This window comes from Microcystis sp. M015S2 (assembly GCF_020245945.1).
Classification (GTDB): Bacteria; Cyanobacteriota; Cyanobacteriia; order Cyanobacteriales; family Microcystaceae; genus Microcystis.
In genome coordinates, this window is the sequence record NZ_JADBTX010000047.1 from 1 (window position 1) to 18,415 (window position 18,415).

27 protein-coding genes are annotated in these 18,415 nt (G+C 42.8%); 24 read left to right on the forward strand and 3 right to left on the reverse strand.

Translation table 11 applies throughout. The features are described from left to right. Positions 1–293: 293 nt before the first annotated feature. The 11 genes from IM473_RS09425 to IM473_RS09475 all read left to right on the forward strand — a co-directional run bounded on the left by IM473_RS09425 (position 294) and on the right by IM473_RS09475 (position 6,050). The gene (locus IM473_RS09425; RefSeq protein WP_052278158.1) at positions 294–2,345 is read left to right on the forward strand and encodes an NAD(P)H-quinone oxidoreductase subunit 5; all 2,052 of its coding nucleotides are present in this window, start codon (positions 294–296) and stop codon (positions 2,343–2,345) included. A 206-nt stretch (positions 2,346–2,551) separates the two neighbouring features. After that, complete coding sequence (locus tag IM473_RS09430) at positions 2,552–2,776, forward strand: BrnT family toxin (protein ID WP_287659162.1); 225 nt, start codon at positions 2,552–2,554, stop codon at positions 2,774–2,776. Then, complete coding sequence (locus IM473_RS09435) at positions 2,745–3,023, forward strand: hypothetical protein (protein ID WP_287659163.1); 279 nt, start codon at positions 2,745–2,747, stop codon at positions 3,021–3,023. Before IM473_RS09430 ends, IM473_RS09435 begins: the two co-directional genes overlap by 32 nt. 217 nt (positions 3,024–3,240) lie before the next feature. Beyond that, positions 3,241–3,504, forward strand: a complete 264-nt coding sequence (locus IM473_RS09440) for a ribbon-helix-helix domain-containing protein (RefSeq protein WP_002802523.1) — start codon at positions 3,241–3,243, stop codon at positions 3,502–3,504. Positions 3,505–3,507: 3 nt separating this feature from the next. Next, positions 3,508–3,639 carry a hypothetical protein gene (locus IM473_RS09445; RefSeq protein WP_287659164.1) on the forward strand — a complete coding sequence of 44 codons (132 nt, stop codon included), beginning with the start codon at positions 3,508–3,510 and terminating at the stop codon, positions 3,637–3,639. Beyond that, positions 3,636–3,860, forward strand: coding sequence for a hypothetical protein (locus IM473_RS09450; protein ID WP_287659165.1), 225 nt, complete (start codon positions 3,636–3,638; stop codon positions 3,858–3,860). The genes IM473_RS09445 and IM473_RS09450 overlap by 4 nt, the downstream gene beginning before the upstream one ends. A 361-nt stretch (positions 3,861–4,221) precedes the next feature. Then, positions 4,222–4,407: an anacyclamide/piricyclamide family prenylated cyclic peptide gene (locus tag IM473_RS09455; protein WP_002797460.1), complete on the forward strand. Its 186-nt coding sequence runs from the start codon at positions 4,222–4,224 to the stop codon at positions 4,405–4,407. A gap of 291 nt (positions 4,408–4,698) precedes the next feature. Then, on the forward strand, positions 4,699–4,983 hold the full coding sequence (locus IM473_RS09460; protein WP_002802529.1) for a ribbon-helix-helix domain-containing protein: 285 nt from the start codon (positions 4,699–4,701) through the stop codon (positions 4,981–4,983). Further along, positions 4,983–5,279, forward strand: coding sequence for a type II toxin-antitoxin system RelE/ParE family toxin (locus tag IM473_RS09465; RefSeq protein WP_149978883.1), 297 nt, complete (start codon positions 4,983–4,985; stop codon positions 5,277–5,279). The genes IM473_RS09460 and IM473_RS09465 overlap by 1 nt, the downstream gene beginning before the upstream one ends. A 203-nt stretch (positions 5,280–5,482) precedes the next feature. After that, complete coding sequence (locus tag IM473_RS09470) at positions 5,483–5,644, forward strand: anacyclamide/piricyclamide family prenylated cyclic peptide (RefSeq protein WP_272095976.1); 162 nt, start codon at positions 5,483–5,485, stop codon at positions 5,642–5,644. A gap of 259 nt (positions 5,645–5,903) precedes the next feature. Continuing rightward, the gene (locus IM473_RS09475) at positions 5,904–6,050 is read left to right on the forward strand and encodes an anacyclamide/piricyclamide family prenylated cyclic peptide (RefSeq protein WP_287659166.1); all 147 of its coding nucleotides are present in this window, start codon (positions 5,904–5,906) and stop codon (positions 6,048–6,050) included. A gap of 33 nt (positions 6,051–6,083) precedes the next feature. Here the strand turns inward: IM473_RS09475 and IM473_RS09480 are convergent, their stop codons facing one another. Both IM473_RS09480 and IM473_RS09485 read right to left on the reverse strand, forming a co-directional pair. Beyond that, positions 6,084–6,482 carry a hypothetical protein gene (locus IM473_RS09480; protein WP_287659167.1) on the reverse strand — a complete coding sequence of 133 codons (399 nt, stop codon included), beginning with the start codon at positions 6,480–6,482 and terminating at the stop codon, positions 6,084–6,086. 162 nt (positions 6,483–6,644) lie between these two features. Beyond that, positions 6,645–6,905 (reverse strand): transposase, encoded by a 261-nt coding sequence (locus tag IM473_RS09485; protein ID WP_287659168.1) that lies wholly within the window; start codon positions 6,903–6,905, stop codon positions 6,645–6,647. 27 nt (positions 6,906–6,932) lie between these two features. Between IM473_RS09485 and IM473_RS09490 the strand changes: the two genes are divergently transcribed. From IM473_RS09490 to IM473_RS09525, 8 genes are all read left to right on the forward strand, one after another. After that, the gene (locus IM473_RS09490) at positions 6,933–7,832 is read left to right on the forward strand and encodes a DUF5838 family protein (protein ID WP_287659169.1); all 900 of its coding nucleotides are present in this window, start codon (positions 6,933–6,935) and stop codon (positions 7,830–7,832) included. Positions 7,833–7,905: 73 nt separating this feature from the next. Then, positions 7,906–8,574 carry a Uma2 family endonuclease gene (locus tag IM473_RS09495; RefSeq protein ID WP_287659170.1) on the forward strand — a complete coding sequence of 223 codons (669 nt, stop codon included), beginning with the start codon at positions 7,906–7,908 and terminating at the stop codon, positions 8,572–8,574. Between the two features lie 42 nt (positions 8,575–8,616). After that, positions 8,617–9,063: a DUF29 domain-containing protein gene (locus IM473_RS09500; RefSeq protein WP_287659171.1), complete on the forward strand. Its 447-nt coding sequence runs from the start codon at positions 8,617–8,619 to the stop codon at positions 9,061–9,063. 35 nt (positions 9,064–9,098) lie between these two features. Next, a complete protein-coding gene (locus tag IM473_RS09505) occupies positions 9,099–9,668 on the forward strand; it encodes a Uma2 family endonuclease (protein WP_287659172.1) in 570 nt (189 codons plus the stop codon). 31 nt (positions 9,669–9,699) lie between these two features. Beyond that, entirely contained in the window at positions 9,700–11,643 is a 1,944-nt protein-coding gene (locus IM473_RS09510) for a S8 family peptidase (RefSeq protein ID WP_287659173.1), read from the forward strand. 40 nt (positions 11,644–11,683) lie between these two features. Beyond that, complete coding sequence (locus IM473_RS09515) at positions 11,684–11,893, forward strand: cyanobactin biosynthesis system PatB/AcyB/McaB family protein (RefSeq protein ID WP_012263826.1); 210 nt, start codon at positions 11,684–11,686, stop codon at positions 11,891–11,893. Positions 11,894–11,939: 46 nt separating this feature from the next. Beyond that, positions 11,940–12,161, forward strand: coding sequence for a cyanobactin biosynthesis PatC/TenC/TruC family protein (locus IM473_RS09520; RefSeq protein ID WP_287659174.1), 222 nt, complete (start codon positions 11,940–11,942; stop codon positions 12,159–12,161). Between the two features lie 144 nt (positions 12,162–12,305). Next, on the forward strand, positions 12,306–12,461 hold the full coding sequence (locus IM473_RS09525; protein WP_071995609.1) for an anacyclamide/piricyclamide family prenylated cyclic peptide: 156 nt from the start codon (positions 12,306–12,308) through the stop codon (positions 12,459–12,461). An 81-nt stretch (positions 12,462–12,542) separates the two neighbouring features. On the opposite strand, the gene IM473_RS09530 is transcribed toward IM473_RS09525, so the two are convergent. Continuing rightward, a complete protein-coding gene (locus tag IM473_RS09530; protein WP_287659175.1) occupies positions 12,543–13,334 on the reverse strand; it encodes a Uma2 family endonuclease in 792 nt (263 codons plus the stop codon). Positions 13,335–13,402: 68 nt separating this feature from the next. Here IM473_RS09530 and IM473_RS09535 point away from each other — a divergent pair, with 68 nt between their 5' ends. The 5 genes from IM473_RS09535 (at position 13,403) to IM473_RS09555 (ending at position 18,360) form a co-directional block, all read left to right on the forward strand. Continuing rightward, a complete protein-coding gene (locus IM473_RS09535; protein WP_287659176.1) occupies positions 13,403–15,499 on the forward strand; it encodes a S8 family peptidase in 2,097 nt (698 codons plus the stop codon). 143 nt (positions 15,500–15,642) lie between these two features. Then, a complete protein-coding gene (locus IM473_RS09540) occupies positions 15,643–16,668 on the forward strand; it encodes an aldo/keto reductase (protein WP_287659177.1) in 1,026 nt (341 codons plus the stop codon). Then, positions 16,665–17,072, forward strand: a complete 408-nt coding sequence (locus IM473_RS09545; protein ID WP_147070864.1) for a gamma-glutamylcyclotransferase family protein — start codon at positions 16,665–16,667, stop codon at positions 17,070–17,072. The genes IM473_RS09540 and IM473_RS09545 overlap by 4 nt, the downstream gene beginning before the upstream one ends. A gap of 59 nt (positions 17,073–17,131) precedes the next feature. Continuing rightward, positions 17,132–17,332 (forward strand): photosystem II assembly protein Psb35, encoded by a 201-nt coding sequence (gene psb35 / locus IM473_RS09550; protein ID WP_287659178.1) that lies wholly within the window; start codon positions 17,132–17,134, stop codon positions 17,330–17,332. A gap of 245 nt (positions 17,333–17,577) precedes the next feature. Next, positions 17,578–18,360, forward strand: a complete 783-nt coding sequence (locus IM473_RS09555; RefSeq protein ID WP_287659179.1) for an endonuclease/exonuclease/phosphatase family protein — start codon at positions 17,578–17,580, stop codon at positions 18,358–18,360. The last annotated feature ends 55 nt before the right edge of the window (positions 18,361–18,415 follow it).

Below are 18,415 nucleotides of genomic sequence, written 5' to 3' on the forward strand. Positions count from 1 at the left end.
CAAATTCAAGGCAGTTTTTTATCCCGTTATCTTGGCAGCGAGGCGATCGTGGCGATAATTTCCTTTTCTGCTGGTTTGATTGTTTCCTTGCTTTCGTGGTTATTCGATAATTTTACCGCTTCTCCCTAAAAATTACCGTCCTGCTCGCTAAACTGCCAAATTGATAAGATCCTTTGACCTTTCGCCGCCCTATTGAGCAAAACTAGGTATAAACACTTTCTTAAGAATTAACCTATGTCACAATAGATGAAGATAAACCAAATAGTGTGAAGTTGTAAACTAGGTATTACTGAATGGAACCGCTTTATCAGTACGCGTGGCTAGTTCCCGTCCTGCCTTTGGTAGGCGCTACCCTAGTCGGCGCGGGCTTAATTTCCTTTAATGAAGTCACCAATCGTCTGCGACAGGTGAATGCTGTATTAATCATTTCTACCCTCGGCGCGTCGATGGTGCTGTCTTTTGCGCTGCTGTGGAGTCAAATCAATGGACACGCTCCCTACAACCAAATGATCGATTGGGCATCGGCGGGTAACTTTCACCTGAAAATGGGTTATACGATCGATCACCTCAGTGCTTTAATGTCGGTTATCGTCACCACCGTGGCTTTTTTGGTGATGATTTATACCGATGGTTACATGGCTCACGACCCCGGTTATGTGCGTTTTTACGCCTATCTGAGCATTTTTAGCAGTTCTATGCTCGGTTTGGTCATTAGTCCCAACCTAGTCCAGATCTACGTTTTCTGGGAATTGGTGGGGATGTGTTCCTATCTGCTAGTAGGTTTCTGGTTCACTCGTCCGGCGGCTGCCGAGGCCTGTCAAAAAGCCTTCGTTACCAACCGCGTCGGCGATTTTGGCTTATTACTGGGAATGCTGGGGCTTTTCTGGGCCACTGGTAGCTTCGAGTTTGATATCATGGGTGAACGTCTAGAGGAATTAGTCTCTTCTGGAGCTATTGCCGGCAGTTTAGCGGCATTATTCGCCGTTTTAGTCTTCCTGGGACCGGTGGCCAAATCAGCCCAATTTCCCCTTCATGTCTGGCTACCGGATGCCATGGAAGGTCCGACCCCGATTTCGGCCCTGATTCACGCCGCCACCATGGTGGCCGCCGGAGTTTTCCTGATTGCCCGGATGTATCCCGTTTTTGAGCCAATTCCCACGGCGATGACGGTAATTGCTTGGACGGGGGCCTTTACTGCCTTTCTAGGGGCAAGTATCGCCCTCACCCAGAATGATATCAAAAAGGGTTTAGCCTATTCCACCATCTCCCAATTGGGTTACATGGTTATGGCTATGGGTATCGGCGCTTATAGTGCGGGGTTATTCCACCTGATGACCCACGCTTATTTTAAAGCGATGTTGTTCCTCGGTTCTGGTTCGGTCATCCACGGTATGGAGGATGTGGTCGGTCATGAGCCGGTTTTAGCGCAAGATATGCGGATGATGGGCGGTTTACGCAAGTATATGCCGATTACCGCCCTAACTTTCCTGGTGGGAACTCTGGCCATCTGTGGGATTCCTCCTTTCGCTGGTTTCTGGTCGAAGGATGAAATTCTCGGTTTAGCTTTTGAGGCGAACCCGTCCTTATGGTTAATCGGTTGGGCCACTGCGGGTTTAACAGCTTTTTATATGTTCCGGATGTACTTTAACACCTTTGAAGGGGAGTTTAGAGGCACTAATAAGGAGATTAAACGGCGACTGTTAGCCAATGCGGGTGCGATTCCGGCTTTTGGACCGGGGGCAATGAATGTTAAGCAATTAGACTCGGAAGCGCAGGAAGAAGACAACCACGGCCATCATGCCCATGAACCCCACGAATCGCCAATTACTATGACTTTACCTCTAATGATTTTAGCGGTTCCCTCTTTGTTAATTGGTTTGGTGGGTAAACCTTGGCAGAATTTCTTCGAGGGTTTTATTCATGTTCCTAACGAAGTGGTGGAAGAAGTTCATGCTTTTGATTGGACAGAGTTTCTGATTATGGCGGGTAATTCGGTGGGGATTGCTTTAATCGGGATTACTGTCGCTTCTTTGATGTATCTCCAGAAGAAAATTGACCCCGCAACTATTGCCGAAAAATTCCCCGTTTTGTATCGTTTTTCCCTGAACAAGTGGTACATTGACAATCTCTATGATCGAGTTTTTGTCCAGGGTTGTCGTCGTCTCGCACGGCAAATTATGGAGGTGGATTATCGCGTTATCGATGGGGCAGTGAATTTAACCGGTTTAGCTACTCTTGTCAGTGGTGAAGGTCTCAAATACCTCGAAAATGGTCGCGCCCAATTCTACGCTTTAATTGTCTTTGCCGCAGTTTTGGGTTTAGTAATTGTCTATAGTCTGGTGTAGATTTTTAAGCCGTTGACTAAAGATTTTTGGGGGCGCAAAGCCCCTTTTTTCAGCTTTAAATACCCCTTAAAAAGGGGTATTTAGCAGGGTGGTTTCATAAAAGTAAGGCAAAAATTGTGTCAACTTGCTTGGCCGATAAACGCCGAGCTTGGGGAAGCGTCCGAAACCCTCCACTCACGGGTGCTAGAAGACTTAGATTCCGATAGATGAACCCCTATCCTATCTTTAACTTGCCAATGGTTGTTGAATTGGATGAGCGAGAGAATTATGGAGAAGCTCGCTTTGTGGCTATTGGTTTACTAGATGGACGAGTCGTTGTTATTGTCTATACTGAACCTGACGATCAAACAATTCGCATTATATCCTTAAGAAAAGCATTATCTTACGAAGGACAACATTATGAGCAATCTCTCAAAAACAGATTGGAGTAGAATTGATACAATGAAAGATGAGGATATTGATACTTCTGATATTCCTCCCCTATCAGAAGATTTTTGGGTTAAAGCACAATTGCGACTACCTGAAGATATTGTTACTGTAAAAGTCGAAATAGATGCAGAAACTTTTGCTTGGTTTCAATCCCAGGGAGAAACTACACCAGAACAAATGTCTGTAGCGTTAAAAATTTATGCTCAAGCTAATCAAGCTTTTTCTTCATCTATAACAAAAGCAGGATAGGGAAGCAGGGAAGCACCGGGAGCAGGGGAGTACGTACTGGTTGTTGCTCTTCTTAAGTCCCCCTTTTCCTTAGCTTAAGAGTTCTAGAAGACTTAGACTCAGGGAGATGAACCCGTCTATCTCGCATTCTGTCCAAAATCTGTTAAAACTATAAGATGCTAAAAAGTCTGCGCTATAATACTGGATTAAGATGATAGCACGGTAATTAGGAGAAGCGATGAACACTATCCAACTGACACCGGAAATAGAAGATTTGATTGCTCAACAAATCAAAACAGGAAAATATCAAGATGATTTAGTCGTTATTGAAGAGGGATTGCGTTTATTGGCAGAAAGAGACAGAATGTGCCAAGGAAGATTTGAAGAATTGAAACGGGAATTCATGATTGGGGTGCAAGAGTTGAAACGTGGGGAAAGTTTTCATGGTAGAGAATTCATCAACAGATTAAAAGCAAACAATCTTCAGAATTGTGGATATTAAATTATGACCGTTATTTTAATATCTTCAAGAGCAAAGCAAGATTTAGAAAGCATCAATAATCGGATTGCTTATTCTAATATTCAGGATGCCAATCAGTTAAAATTATTACTTAAATCAAAAGAGGATCAATTATGATAACATTAGAACAAGCTCTTATAACAGTTAATCAACTACCGATTGAACAGAGAGAAATGTTAATAGAAATCATCAAAAATCAAATGATAGAATCCTATCGAGAAGAAATAGCCCAAAATGCTAAAGAAGCAAGGGAGGCTTTTCAAAGAGGAGAATTAAAACCTCAACCCTTAGAAGATATTATTAATGAATTAAAAGCCAAATTAACAGAAGATGAATGAGAGAGATTATTGCAACAGAGAAGTTTAAACGATCATTTCGTAAATTTGTCAAGCGTAATGCTCAACTTGAACAAAAAATGGCTCTCTTGGATTTGGTGGGTAAAGTGTATTCTAAGATACATTCCTCCTAGCGAGGGGGTGGAACGAACCACAAAGACACAAAGGACACAAAGATTGATCGATCCGATGTAAGTTAAACTTATCACACAGAACCTAGAAGAGCCGGGGTTTTCTTCGGGAAATTTAAGCTGATCAGATCTAAACTTCACAAAACTTCACAAAAACTTCACGGAAAACTATTGACGAGAAGATGTCAAGGCCGCTTAATTAAATTAATTAACATCATTGGAGGATTTACCCCATGAAAACCAAAAAACTGACACCCCGCAATGCTGCTCCTGTGCAACGGAAAAATACCGCTACCGTCTCTCGCGATGGTAATGCGATCATTCAACTTGATTGGGGAACTTTTTGTGTGCAAGAGGATGGGGAGGGAAATTGTAAAGAGTGGTACGAACTGCCGTTTGCGGGAGACGACGCAGAGTAGTCCCCTTGATTCTAGCGCGAACCTCAAATCAGGTCAAAAGTCTTTTTCTCCTTGCCAAGGCGCACGGTTGCTTCCTTGTAATTGACGGTGGAGAAGCAAGGGGTCAGGGGAGAGAGGGAGCAGGGGAGTACAGGTTTTTGCTCTTCTCGGTTCCCCTTTTCCTTGACTCACGGGTGCTAGAAGACTTAGATTCAGGGAGATAAACCCGAAAATCTGTTAAAAATATAAGATGCTAAAAAGTCTGCGCTATAATACTCGATTAGGATGATATAAAGGTAATCAGGAGAAGCGATGAACACTATCCAACTGACACCAGAAATAGAAGATTTGATTGCTCAACAAATTAAAACAGGAAAATATCAAGATGATTTAGCCGTTATTCAAGAGGGATTGAGTTTATTGGCAGAAAGAGACAGAATTTACCGAGGAAGATTTGAAGAATTGAAACGGGAAGTTATGATTGGCGTTGAGGAATTAAGACGACAGGAAGGAATTAATGCCGAAGAAGTTTTTTCAGAATTAGAAGAGGATTTACAACAAATAGAGGCTAAGGGTTTCCCGATGAGTCAGAAATAATGTCAAAGATTATTTTCTCACCCTCAGCTAGATTGGATTTAAAGCAAGTTAATAGTTACTTGGCTGGGAAAAATCCGCAAGCTGCTAGAATTTTAAAAGAAAAAATCCAACAGGCTTGTAAAAAATTAGCTAAATTCCCCAATCTGGGACGTAGGCGCGATGAGTTAATCCCTAGTTTACGAAGTTTTCCAGTAGAAGATTATCTGATATTTTATTTCCCTCTTGAAAACGGAATTGAAATCGCAAGAGTAGTCAGTGGATATAGAGATTTAGATGCTATGTTTGATCTTGATTAAGAAAGCGATCACATCAAGCTAAGGGTATCATTCTTCCCTGCTCCCCAGTAGCATCGGCTGGGGGTTTCTTCGGGAAATTTAAGCTGATCTAAGCTTAACAAAAACTCAACAAAAACTCAACAAAAACTTCACAAAAAACTATTGACAAGAAGATGTCAAGGCCGGTTAATTAAATTAATTAACATCATTGGAGAATTTACCCCATGAAAACCAAGAAACTGACACCCCGTAACTCTGCTCCCGTCCAACGGGAAAATGCCGCTACCGTCTCTCGTGATGGCAATGCGATCGCCCCTCAATGGATTCTGTTGGCCGACGGTACGCGGCCAAAAAATGCTCCTTTTGCGGGAGACGACGCAGAGTAATGCTCCCGATTCGAGCATCGGACTTCAAATCATGTCAAAAGTCTTTTTCTGCTTGCCAGGGTGCGCGGTTTGCCCCAACGAATTGACGTACAACCCTTGTTAATTCAGGGCTTTCTGTTACCTGGCACGCGGGAATAAGGGAGAAAGTGTGATTCGCAAACTTGACCCTTTCTTAACAAAAATTGACCTAGAAACTGTTGACTTGGATTGGCAGTTTTCCTACACTGTGAAAAACAAATCTATTGGAGGATTTTACCCCATGAAAACCAAGAAACTGACACCCCGTAACTCTGCTCCCGTCCAACGGGAAAATGCCGCTACCGTCTCTCGTGATGGCAATGCGATCGCCCCTTCGCATATGTGGGGAGATAAGTATTTTCCTTTTGCGGGAGACGACGCAGAGTAATCCCCCTGATCATAGCACGAACTTCAAATCATGTCAAAAGTCTTTTTCTGCTTGCCAGGGTGCGCGGTTTGCCCCAACGAATTGACGTACAACCCTTGTTAATTCTGGGCTTTCTGTTACCTGGCACGCGGGAGAAGCAGGGGAGAAGTTGGGTTTTTCCCCACTTGCCTTTTTCCTTCGCTCAAGAGTGCTAGAAGACTTGGCCGAGGAGAGATGAACCCCTGCCAACAGCTTACTACCCCAGTGGCAACGGGTTGGGGTTGTCTTCTCCTTCGGTTTGTACCTCTGACAGAAGCCTTTATACTTTCTGGCACAGTCTTCTAAGCTGTCACCAAGTTTTAAGAAAGCAGGATGCCATTGAGTTAAGCCGTCATCAGTTAAGCGTTCATAACTGCCGTAATTACTGAAATCATAGAAGAACCCAGAACGCATTTTGGCTGCTTTTGGATTCCCGTGGATGTAGCGCAAGGTATTTAAAGCCCTGTCTGTATCAGAAGGCGGAAAGCCATCACAGAAATAGCGCTTTTCCCAAAAGTGTCCTGTGCGATCCCCCCTAGCCCCCCTTGATAAGGGGGGAAGCCGAAGGCGGGGGGATCACATCGCGGTGTACCAATTAAGAAAGTGCATAATTTTCGGTAAATCTTGCGGTTGAGCAGGTTCAATCAGATAATGAACATGGTTAGACATAATACATAAAGCATAGAGCTTAAACTTGTATTTGCTCAAAGCCTTGTTGATGGCATAAAGAAACACCTCCCGACACTCTCGCTTTGATAGTTTAAACTCACGATTATTACAGCGTGTGGTGACGTGGTAGGAATAACCAGCTTGTAAATTTCGAGATTTTCTTGACATAATTTTTTCCTTTAACATCTTGAAATCATGATAGTTGCCGAGATTCAAAAAAACTCTCTCAAAGAGCAAAGAATACAATTTATCCGTAATCATCAACAAGCTTTTGATGTTGAGCCGATTTATCCTCTGCGGCTGTTTGAAGATTTTGTTATGGAAGTTGAAGGCGATTGTAATATTGAAGCCTCCTGTAAGATAGAATTAGATAAACTCATTGCCTCACGGTTTATGCTCTTTTTTAAAGATCAGTCCCAAGAATGGCAAAAATGTCTAGCTCAATCTTTAGCTTTTTTTCGGCAAGTTGAAAACCGAGTTGGTGTTCAATTAGATTATTCTTTATTACAGCAGTTCTTAGGACTTAATTTTAATTTCAGTAAAATCACGGTTTTCAGTACGGGTATTGATTTAAGGACTAATCTTGCTGATTCTAGTTTAAAAATGCACATCAGGCTAAAAGATTATCCTGAAAAAATCAACCAAGCATTATTGTTAACCAGTGATAGTGATGATTTAATAGCTGTACGAGATTTTCTTTCCATTGTCGGCTTTGATTTCTATTTTGATGGCCGTAGTGCGATCAAAATTTACCCTGAAGTTGCAGAAACAGACTTTTTTAAACCAGAAACTCAAGACAAAGTATGGCGACATCTCCCCAAATTTGTTTTAGAACCTCTTAAAGCAACAAGCTTATTTGGTTTTGGCTTTTCCAAAACAAATAATAACCCAGTGCTTTACTGCCGTCTCAAAAATCGTCAAGATTTAACCAATTACTTCAAGCTTAATGATACCGCCCAAAGAGTTCATAGCTTTTATCAGCATCAAGATATTATGCCCAAAATATGGGTAGGGACAGCCCAACAAGAATTAGAAAAAACGAGAATTGAAAATGTTAGACTTTACTATTATAAACTCTTTGGTAAATTGGAGTAAATCTTATGTTAACTACTAAACTTCCCTGATATCAAGATACTCAAAAAGATAAAACTGCTAATGGAGACAATCAATGATAGCAACTACAACAATTTCTCCTCAATTAACCATTCCACGCCTTGAAAATGGGGATAAGCTTACTCGTCGTGAATTCGAGCGTAGATATAAGGCTATGCCAAATCTAAAAAAAGCAGAACTCATTGAAAGAATTGTTTATATTATGGCTTCTCCCCTAAGAATTACGAATCATGGTGAACCTCATGCTGATATTATAGGTTGGCTAAGTGTGTATAAAGCCTTTACTCCCAATCTGCAATTAGGTGATAATTGTACGGTTCGTCTTGATGCGGACAATGAACCTCAACCCGATGCACTATTAAGAATTAAAAATGGTGGACAATCAACGATTAGTGAGGATGGTTATGTCGAAGGTGCGCCAGAGTTAATCGTTGAAATTGCAGCGAGTACAGTCTCCCTTGACTTACATCAAAAACTCAATGTTTATCGTCGTAACCAAGTGCAAGAATATCTAGTCTGGCGAGTTGAAGATGGAGAATTTGATTGGTTTAGATTAACAAATGAAGAATATATTAAACTTGAACCGAACTCAGAAGGGATAATTTGTTCCCAGATCTTCCCTGGATTATGGTTAGATAGGGATGCCTTATTAGCCGGTGATTTAGCCAAGGTTTTAGAGGTTTTGCAATTGGGAATAGCTACGCTCAAACATCAATCTAGTTAGAGTAATCTAAATTAAACAAAATCAAGACGGAGATAATCAATTATGCTAGGTGTTCATCAATTAAAACAACTCTACGAGCTTGATGACTCTCAATGGCTAGGAGAAACCATTAGCTTGCTTAGAAATCATCAATTTCAACAGCTAGACTTAGAACATTTAATCGAGGAATTAGAGGATTTGGGCAAAGAAAAGAAAAATGCGGTATCCAGTCTTTTAGAACAGGTTATCCGCCATTTATTATTACTGCAATACTGGACAAAAGAAACAGAATATAATACAATTAATTGGCAGGAAGAAATTTATAATTTTCGGACTCAATTAAGGCGAAAAATGACGGCTAATCTCCGTAATTATTTAGAAGAAGAATTAAACTATATTTATGAAGATGCGTTAGGTTTCGTCAAAATCAAAACAGCGAATACTGTGATTTTTTCCTCTCAATGTCCTTACTCACTAGAACAATTACTAGATCGCGATTGGTTGCCATAAAAATTAATTAAACAACAAAAAGAGATGAAGAAATTATGTTAATCACAAAACCCCGCTTTCAAACCTTTGCCGAATATCTACAATATGAGGATAATTCAGAGGAATCTTATGAATTATTTAACGGAGAATTGGTAGAAATGCCACCAGAATCAGGACTTAACTTTGAAATCGCTAACTTTCTTTTTCTCACATTTGCCTCACTTGTTGGACATCGGAGAGTCAGAGGACATGGTTTAGAATTAGAAGTGAGAGGCGAACCGAAAAACCGTTATCCTGACCTAACCATTATTCGAGAAGAACATATTCAATTACTCTCCCAGAGAAATACGATTCTTCTTGCCATGGCACCCCCCTTATTAGTCATTGAAGTGGTTAGTCCGGGGGAAATCCAAAGAGAGAGAGATTACATCGCCAAAAGAAGCCAATATCAAGCTTGTGGGATTCCTGAATACTGGATAGTTGATCCTCAAACTCAAACTATTTTAGTCTTAGAATTAAGAGGAAATGCTTACACACAGGTTGGTAATTTTAGCAATGATGACCTAGTAAAATCTCCCAGATTCAAAGAATTAAACTTAAAGGTTTGTGATGTATTTAATTATTAATTTTATCGGTTAACCCAAGAATTAAAAAAAGATGAACGTCTTAACTATTCCGGGATTAAAAGAACTACAAAAACAAACCAAAGGCACAGCAGAAATAACCGTCGCCATTCTCGATGGTGTAGTTGATACCGACCATCCCTGCTTTAATGGGGCAGACCTAACCCGTTTACCCACCCTCGTCCAGCATCAAGCCACTGCGGGGCAAATGTCCACCCACGGAACCCATATTGCCAGCCTCATCTTCGGACAACCCAACAGCGACATCCAAGGTATTGCCCCCCAGTGTCGAGGCCTACTCGTCCCCGTCTTCGCCGAGGATAACCGTAAACTCTCCCAACTGGATTTAGCGAGGGCGATTGAACAAGCCGCCGAAAATGGGGCAAAAGTGATTAATATTAGCGGCGGGGCCCTCACTGATATGGGAGAAGCCGAAGACTGGCTAATTCGTGCCGTCGAGATGTGTAACGAGAGAAATATTCTTCTCGTTGCTGCTGCTGGCAATGATGGCTGTGAATGCCTCCAAGTTCCGGCGGCCCTTCCCGCCGTCCTAGCGGTGGGTGCTGTTGATGCTAGAGGGCATCCCCTCGACTTTAGTAATTGGGGGGAAACCTACCAAAGCCAAGGCATCCTTGCTCCTGGAGAAAACATCTTAGGGGCAAAACCGGGCGGCGGGACAATACAAATGAGTGGCACTAGCTTCGCTGCGCCCATCGTAGCAGGAGTAGCGGCTTTATTACTCAGTTTGCAAGTGCAGCGGGGAGAAACACCTAATCCCCACGCAGTCAGGGAAGCACTACTAAAAAGCGCCCTTCCCTGTCAATATGCAGACAGTGAAAACGAACCAAAATGTTTAGCCGGCCTGTTGAACATTTCGGGGGCAATTAAACACCTAACTGGAGAAACCATGTCCGAAACCATAGAAACCCAAGCAACAGTAGAAGCTTCCGGCTGCGGATGCGGTGGTACACCTGAAACCACCGAGGTTCAACGCCAAAATCTCGAACTGAGTGCCGCAACCAGCGCACCGGCAATCCCCGTCGCCCAAATTCCCAATCCTGTCATCACCTCTCAAGGAGTATCCATGCCCGAAACTACCAATAAACCCGTCACCCCTAGCCAAGCTGCTGAACCTGCTGGTGGCATCGTCTATGCCATTGGCACCTTGGGCTATGACTTCGGCTCCGAAGCCCGTCGGGACACATTTAAACAACTGATGCCCACCGCCGTAATTGGTGGTATTGAAGTTCCCTCTAATCCCTACGATGCCCGTCAGATGGTGGATTACCTAGCTGACAACCTCTCAGAAGCCAAATCCTTAATCTGGACCCTGAACCTGGAACTTACGCCCATTTACGCCATTGAACCCCTCGGCTCTTTTTCCCGCGAAGTCTATGCCGCTTTACAGGAACTGCTTTCGGGACAAGTGCAAGCGGAAGACAGTCCCGAATATATCCAGCGTGTCAGTATTCCTGGACGGATTACTGGGCGCACAGTACGCCTGTTCTCAGGACAAGTTGTTCCCGTCATCGAACCGGATAGCCCCCGGGGAATTTATGGTTGGCACGTTAATACTTTAGTCAGTGCGGCAATAGAAGCTGTTGGTGCAGAACAAACAGAAGCCCAAGAAAGCCAAATGCGCCGCACTCTGAGTAGTTTCCTCAACCGCATCTACTACGATTTACGCAATTTAGGGCAAACTTCCCAAGACCGCGCCCTCAATTTTGCCGCGACCAATGCTTTCCAAGCAGCACAAACTTTTTCTGAGGCTGTGGGTGCTGGGATGGAGTTAGATAGTATTAATGTTTCTAAGAGTCCTTTCTGTCGGCTGGATAGCGATTGTTGGGATGTACAGTTAAAATTCTTCGACCCAGAAAATAGCCGCCGCGCTCGTAAAGTATTCCGTTTTACTATAGATGTGAGTGACTTAATTCCTGTCACCTTGGGCGAGGTTCGTTCCTGGTCTTCTCCTTATTAGTCCCCTCCCCTAAACTCTATCTATTTACCCCAAAACAACCATGAGACTTCCCAAACAGTCTGCTCCCGTCAAACGTCCCCATTTTATTCATCCCCACGAATGTGTTGATATTGTTCATGGCGATGGGGAAGATTTAGTATCTATCCTGGTGAAGTTAGTTCATGGCGCTAACTACAACGATCCGGCACAATTTCAATACCCTCACTATGGCTATCTAAAAATGTCCTCTTTTGGCGGTTTTCGTTATTAGTATCGACTTCTAAAACCTAACAAAAAACACTGGAGGAAATCAAACAATGGCTAACTCTAAAAGTTCTAAGCAATCAGAAACCAATCCGAATGTTGAGCAACCAGAAACAAAAAAATCCAACATTCAACCACAGGAAACAACTCAACCTAAAGCTAAATATATTCCCGCAACTGGGTTAGAAGATTACGGACGCTGGAAAACCATGTTCCAAGACCGCAAAGCGAATCCCAATGATCCGCCGTTTCGTCGGGGTCGAATCTGGTCTTAAACTTTGTCCATTTTTCCTGCAAAACTTTGTCTATTTTTCCCGCAAACAAATTGTTTAAAGTTGACAATAGTTAACAGAAAACTCTTGACAAGGATCGTGTAAATCTTTTAGTGTTATCGACAACCACCTTTGGAGTAACTTGTCATGAAAACCCCAAAACTGACCCCTCGCATTACCGCCCCGGTTCAACGAGACAACATCGCTACTGTTCCTAGTGATGGTAATGTGATTACCCCTGCTACCTTCTGTGATTTAGCCACCAAGCAATGTTATCCCTTTGCGGGTGACGACGCAGTGTAATTTGTTCTTCCTGGCATTAGTCATTAGGTAGGCAGTATTTTTTTACATGAATTGTTCGTGCTTGCCTACCTCCCAAAATTACTAATCTTCCGGTTCTATCCCTAATGCCCTTAACTGTTCCGCTAGGCGCTCGGCTCGTTGTCGTTCCCGCTCGGCTCGTTGTCGTTCCTGTTCAGTAGATTCCTGGGAAGTTAACAACAAGTTACCTTCCCCATCCCACCAGCGAAGCCAGGGAAAGAATTGATTTTGGTATTCCCCTTGCCAAATTCCTAACTCTACATTTAAAGGAGTAATGGGATAATGACCGCGCTGATTAGGAGTCATTTTTTGGTAACGGCCATTAACTAACTGGTACATCTCGATCTGGGCCTTGTTAACTTCATAAATTCCATAAAAAGGAATTTGAATCGCTCGCTCATAGATCCAAAATTTACCCTTGACAGGCGTTTTATCCCGTTCTTCTTCACCATTGCCGGAGACAAATTCTAAGGCAATAACCGGTTCAATGGTTTCTTTCCACATCACGAAGGAACGCCGGACTTGACCCTCAATCGTTGTAGGGACATGGGGAACATAAAACCAATCGGGAGCAACAGCACCCTTTTCTAGGGATTCTGGATACTCTGGCAATCGCCAATAAATCCCACAATCTCGACCCAGACAGTAATTACCGTCAGGATGTAATTGTTCTAAAAGGGGTGTAATCGTATCCGTTAAAAGGTCTGCTTGGGGAGGCTCTTGATAGTTTTTCACAAAACTTCCATCTTTATCAGGGAGTTGGGTGTGGTCGGGTAAAGGGGAAGCGCAATAAACCGTTGCAGAAGGGTCATGAATTGTGGTTGAGGGTCGTGCCGTTGGGGTCATTGAACTCATCTTTAATTCCCCTATTTATTGTTATCTAGCTTTTATTCTATAACTGTTCTTGAAAACCTGCAAAAACTATGCCTGATCTCAATGCTATCCCCGGAATGACTGCTCTTCGCTCCCAGACAAAAGGCGATCCACGCATCAAAATCGCCGTTCTTGATGGACCGATTGACTTAGACCGCGCCTGCTTTCAAGGAGCAAATATTACCCGCCTTGATCCCTATTGGTCGCAAGAATTTCCCATCGATCCCCAACACTTACAAGCCTTTTTAGATGTAGAAAAAAGTGGCAAAAGTGATGAAGAAAAAGGTGATATGTTGAAAGAAGCGATTCCCGATGAAAACATCCTCCAGAGTTTGCATTTGCGCTTCCATGCTAACCATATTATCAGCAGCATTTGCGGCCAGCCAGATTCACCTGTAGAAGGGATTGCTCCTAACGCTACTGTAATTAATATTCCCATCGCCTATAGCAACGAAGATTTTATTAATCCCCTCAATCTTTCCAGGGCAATTAGTACCGCGATTGAACAGGGAGTTAATATTATTCATTGTGCCGCTTGTCATCCAACTCAAAGCGGATTAGCTCACGAATTTATTGATAAAGCAATTCGTCAAGCTCAAGCTAATAATATCCTGGTGATTGCCCCCGGAGGTAATGATAAAGGAGAGTGTTGGTGCGTTCCTGCGGTATTAGAAAATGTCCTGACAGTAGGAGCAATGAAAGATACAGGCGAGCCATTTAAATTTAGTAATTTTGGTGGTAAATATGCAACTCAAGGGATTCTCGCTCCAGGAGAGAATATTTTAGGCGCTCAACCCGGAACCGATGACCCCATCCGCAAAAAAGGGACTAGCTGCGCCGCTCCCATTGTGACAGGAACAGCCGCTTTATTAATGAGTTTACAATTAGAACAGGGGTTATCTCCCGATGCAGAAGCAGTAAGAGCCGCCTTGATTAATAGTGCCATCCCCTGCGATCCTAATGAAGTAGAAGAACCAGAACGCTGTTTATTAGGAAAAATTAATATTGCGGGTGCTTATGAACTGCTGACGGGAGAGAAATTACAAACTGTTGAAGCGGATAACAATTTGTCGAATAATATCATAAAATCGGCGGTAATTCCGATGACAGTGACAACCTCGGTTATCCCATCTAATACAACCGAGATGGCAACTCAGGGAATAACTATAACCCCCCCAACAGCAGCGACAATAGAACTGGCGATCGCTCCTAGCAATGCTTCAGAAAATGTTTCCTCAACCGGATTAATACAAAATAATCAAACAAATAAAAATATTGTCTTTAATAGTGTCGTTCCTAGTCAACGTTCAAACCTCGTTTATGTGTTAGGAACTTTAGGCTATGATTTCGGCACAGAAGCGCGTCGGGACACCTTTAAACAATTAATGCCAACCATCACGATCGATAATCTTGAATTACCATCCAATCCCTACGATGCGCGGCAAATGGTAGATTATTTAGAAAGTAATCTATCAGAAACTAAGTCTTTAATTTGGACAGTCAATTTAGAACTAACTCCCATCTATGCAATTAAACCCGTGGGAGCTTTTGCCGCCGAGATTTATCAAGTTATGCAATATATGTTAGCGGGTCAAATATTACCAGAATCTGACGAAGATTATGTTGAAAGGGTGAGTATTCCGGGTATGCTTACAGAGGAAACCGTGAAACTTTTTTCGGGTCAAATTGTTCCCGTCATCAAGGTTAATAGTCCCCGGGGAATGTATGGCTGGAAAATTAATACTTTGATTGAATCAGCCATAGAAACTGTTCGCACAGAACATGAAATCGCCGATGAAGCGAGGATGCGGCGTTCTCTAACCAGTTTCTTGAATCGCATTTATTATGAGTTACGCAATGTCGGACAAATCGCCCGGGATCGCGCTTTAAATTTTGCGGCTACTAACGCTTTTCAAGCCGTACAAACCTTCTCCCAAGCAGTGGCGATGGGAATGGAATTACACAGCATTGAAGTGGAAAAAAGCCCCTTCTGTCGCTACGGAAGTGAATGTTGGGATGTGAAATTAAAATTCTTCGATCCCGAAAATGGTCTGCGGGCCAAACGAGTTTTTCGCTTTACCATTGATGTTAGCGATCGCACCCCTGTAACTTTAGGTGAAGTGCGTTCTTGGGCTGTTTCTAAATAGCCTGAGTCTGCTAAGTACCTAAGCAAAAAATGATTAATCAATAAGGCCAGGGTTAACTTGTCAAAATTGTACCAAATGTACTTAGCAAAAATGTCGATCAAATTCAATTATAATTAACTTCTTATTCAAAATTTTAGTTAATTATGCGTTACAAACTTTTAGGTAATAGTGGTCTGCGAGTTTCCGAACTATGTCTAGGAACGATGACATTCGGGGAAGATTGGGGTTGGGGGTCGGATAAAGAGGAAAGTCGGGCGGTTTTTCAGGCTTTTGCGGAAGCGGGGGGCAATTTTCTCGATACTGCTAATATCTACACTAACGGAACCAGTGAAACATTAGTGGGGGAATTTGTCAAGGGCGATCGAGAAAAATGGGTAATCGCCACGAAATATTCTCTCAACACCCGTCCCGGGGATGTCAATGCCTGCGGAAATCATCGAAAAAACCTCTTTCAGGCGGTAGAAGCTAGTTTAAAGCGTTTAGGTACTGATTATATCGATTTACTCTGGCTTCATATTTGGGATTCTCTCACTCCTATCGAGGAAGTGATGCGTGCTTTCGATGATTTGGTCAGGATGGGAAAAGTGCTTTATATCGGCATTTCTGACAGTCCTGCTTGGATTGTCTCCCAAGCAAACACCCTGGCCACCCTACGGGGATGGACACCCTTTATCGGACTACAAATAGAATATTCTCTCAAGGAACGCACCCCCGAACGGGAATTATTGCCTATGGCCAAAGCATTAAACATCGGGGTGACAGCTTGGAGTCCCCTGGGAGGAGGAGTTTTAACGGGAAAATATAATCAACCCAACCCCGTCGATGGTCGTTTAAGCATGACCGACCAACCTTTTCAAATTCTCGATCGCGATCTGAAAATTGCCGAGACTGTCCTGGAGATTGCCAGAGAAATCGGGAAATCACCGGCACAAGTGGCATTAAATTGGCTCAGAAATCGCCCTAACCCCATAATTCCTATCATTGGCGCTCGAAGATTGTCCCAATTGCAGGATAATCTCGCCTGTGTGGATTTTAACCTGACTGGGGAACAGCTGCAACGACTTGATAATATCAGTGCCATTTCCCTCGGTTTTCCCCAGGAACTTTTAGCCAGTCAATTTGTTCGCGATATCCTATTAGGAGGAGTAGCGGCACAATTAGACCGATGATGGAAGTTTTTGTTTATGGAACCCTGAAACCCAGGGAGAGTAACTATTCTGCCTACTGTGCAGGAAAAGTGATCAACTCTAAAACCGCCTACACAAAGGGGCATTTATACCATCTTACCGCCCTCGGTTATCCCGGACTGACCGAGGGGGATGGCTGGGTGAAGGGAATTTTATTGACTTTTAACGCAGATTATGATATTGGGCTTTTGGATGGTTTGGAAGATTATCAACCCGGCAGATCTCCAGAAGAAAACGAGTATCAGCGTCGCAGAATCCCTATTTATAATCTAGAGCGAGAATTGATCGGCGAAGCTTGGGGATATATGATGACACCGGCAAAAATAGCTTTTCATGGCGGTGTTTGGCTGCCTTCCGGTTGGTGGACCAGTAGCGATCGAGAATAGGGATGAGGGGGCCGATTCTGTTAAGATATACAAATTAAAAGCTTAATCGTGAAAAAATTATGTATCTACTCCTAGAAGTGGCCAGTGGCAAATTCCCCGTTTATTTCGTGGCAGTTTATGTGGTCGGTTTTCTCGCTGCTGTCACCATCGGTTCGATCGCTTGGTACAATTCTAAACGTCCGGTTGGTTGGGAAGATGCCCAAAGACCGGATATTATCCCCGAAGTGAAGACAGATGTAGATTCTGATTCTCAATCCTAGAAAAAGGCAGTTATCAGTTATCAGCTTCTGAAGGCAAGGGGCAAGAGGCAAAAGACAGAATCTGGCAATTCTCCTACCTAAAAAGAAGGTTAGAAACTAAGCACATCAAAGCTTTTAGCTTAACGAATTAGGTTTTAGATTCGGACTTTGTTATCAGATGTGGGTTTTCAGTTCACTGATTACTGATTACTATTCACTGACAGAAATCCCCATTCCCTTCCATCTTCCCTATTCTCCATTTTGCTATGAAACTAACAGCGATGTCCTTTAATATTCGCTACGATAAACCCGATCCTGATGAGCGTAATTGGCGAGTAAGAAGGGAAGCAGTCGCGGCTTTAATTGCTCACTATTCTCCCGATATAATTGGTACTCAGGAAGCTCGCGCTAATCAATTATTGGATCTACACCGTTTATTGCCAAAATACCAAAGTTTAGGAAGCGATCGCAGGGGAACAGGATTAGATGAACATTGTGCGATTTTGTATCAACCAAGTCGGTTAAAATGTTTAGAAATTTACGAATTTTGGTTATCAGAAACTCCCGATATTATTGGCAGTATTACCGAAGCTTGGGGTAATCCCTATCCCCGCATGGTAACGGGGGCTAAATTTCGCACTCTTGAGGGGCAAACTTTGCAGTTTTATAACACCCATCTCGATTACTATAGCGACAAAGCTAAGGACTTAGGTGCGAAGTGCATACAGGAGCGTTTTTGTCAACTAGATTTAACAGAAGATTACCTATTTTTAACGGGAGATTTTAATGTTAATTCTCAGCAATTACCCCGTCAGATTTTAACTCAACCTCTGCAGCCAGAAATTAAATTAAAGGACGCTTTGGCCGATTTGGAATTAGCGGAACAAATGAGCTTTAATAATTACACCGATACCCCTTATTTAGCCATCGATACAATTTATTATGATAGCCGTTTGCAGTTAGATTGGGCCAAAGTCGATCCTTCTCGTTGGTTGAATCTTATTCCTTCCGATCATTATCCCGTAATTGCTGCTTTTACCTTGCCCTAAAAATAGATGATTTCTGTATTTAGCAAATATATAGAGGGTGAAAGCTTCAGCAGAC

Coding starts and splice junctions, on each gene's coding strand:
- IM473_RS09425 (WP_052278158.1), top strand. CDS start 294: ATGGAACCGCTTTATCAGTACGCGTGGCTAGTTCCCGTCCTGCCTTTG.
- IM473_RS09430 (WP_287659162.1), top strand. CDS start 2,552: ATGAACCCCTATCCTATCTTTAACTTGCCAATGGTTGTTGAATTGGAT.
- IM473_RS09435 (WP_287659163.1), top strand. CDS start 2,745: ATGAGCAATCTCTCAAAAACAGATTGGAGTAGAATTGATACAATGAAA.
- IM473_RS09440 (WP_002802523.1), top strand. CDS start 3,241: ATGAACACTATCCAACTGACACCGGAAATAGAAGATTTGATTGCTCAA.
- IM473_RS09445 (WP_287659164.1), top strand. CDS start 3,508: ATGACCGTTATTTTAATATCTTCAAGAGCAAAGCAAGATTTAGAAAGC.
- IM473_RS09450 (WP_287659165.1), top strand. CDS start 3,636: ATGATAACATTAGAACAAGCTCTTATAACAGTTAATCAACTACCGATT.
- IM473_RS09455 (WP_002797460.1), top strand. CDS start 4,222: ATGAAAACCAAAAAACTGACACCCCGCAATGCTGCTCCTGTGCAACGG.
- IM473_RS09460 (WP_002802529.1), top strand. CDS start 4,699: ATGAACACTATCCAACTGACACCAGAAATAGAAGATTTGATTGCTCAA.
- IM473_RS09465 (WP_149978883.1), top strand. CDS start 4,983: ATGTCAAAGATTATTTTCTCACCCTCAGCTAGATTGGATTTAAAGCAA.
- IM473_RS09470 (WP_272095976.1), top strand. CDS start 5,483: ATGAAAACCAAGAAACTGACACCCCGTAACTCTGCTCCCGTCCAACGG.
- IM473_RS09475 (WP_287659166.1), top strand. CDS start 5,904: ATGAAAACCAAGAAACTGACACCCCGTAACTCTGCTCCCGTCCAACGG.
- IM473_RS09480 (WP_287659167.1), bottom strand. CDS start 6,482: ATGCGTTCTGGGTTCTTCTATGATTTCAGTAATTACGGCAGTTATGAA.
- IM473_RS09485 (WP_287659168.1), bottom strand. CDS start 6,905: ATGTCAAGAAAATCTCGAAATTTACAAGCTGGTTATTCCTACCACGTC.
- IM473_RS09490 (WP_287659169.1), top strand. CDS start 6,933: ATGATAGTTGCCGAGATTCAAAAAAACTCTCTCAAAGAGCAAAGAATA.
- IM473_RS09495 (WP_287659170.1), top strand. CDS start 7,906: ATGATAGCAACTACAACAATTTCTCCTCAATTAACCATTCCACGCCTT.
- IM473_RS09500 (WP_287659171.1), top strand. CDS start 8,617: ATGCTAGGTGTTCATCAATTAAAACAACTCTACGAGCTTGATGACTCT.
- IM473_RS09505 (WP_287659172.1), top strand. CDS start 9,099: ATGTTAATCACAAAACCCCGCTTTCAAACCTTTGCCGAATATCTACAA.
- IM473_RS09510 (WP_287659173.1), top strand. CDS start 9,700: ATGAACGTCTTAACTATTCCGGGATTAAAAGAACTACAAAAACAAACC.
- IM473_RS09515 (WP_012263826.1), top strand. CDS start 11,684: ATGAGACTTCCCAAACAGTCTGCTCCCGTCAAACGTCCCCATTTTATT.
- IM473_RS09520 (WP_287659174.1), top strand. CDS start 11,940: ATGGCTAACTCTAAAAGTTCTAAGCAATCAGAAACCAATCCGAATGTT.
- IM473_RS09525 (WP_071995609.1), top strand. CDS start 12,306: ATGAAAACCCCAAAACTGACCCCTCGCATTACCGCCCCGGTTCAACGA.
- IM473_RS09530 (WP_287659175.1), bottom strand. CDS start 13,334: ATGAGTTCAATGACCCCAACGGCACGACCCTCAACCACAATTCATGAC.
- IM473_RS09535 (WP_287659176.1), top strand. CDS start 13,403: ATGCCTGATCTCAATGCTATCCCCGGAATGACTGCTCTTCGCTCCCAG.
- IM473_RS09540 (WP_287659177.1), top strand. CDS start 15,643: ATGCGTTACAAACTTTTAGGTAATAGTGGTCTGCGAGTTTCCGAACTA.
- IM473_RS09545 (WP_147070864.1), top strand. CDS start 16,665: ATGATGGAAGTTTTTGTTTATGGAACCCTGAAACCCAGGGAGAGTAAC.
- psb35 (WP_287659178.1), top strand. CDS start 17,132: ATGTATCTACTCCTAGAAGTGGCCAGTGGCAAATTCCCCGTTTATTTC.
- IM473_RS09555 (WP_287659179.1), top strand. CDS start 17,578: ATGAAACTAACAGCGATGTCCTTTAATATTCGCTACGATAAACCCGAT.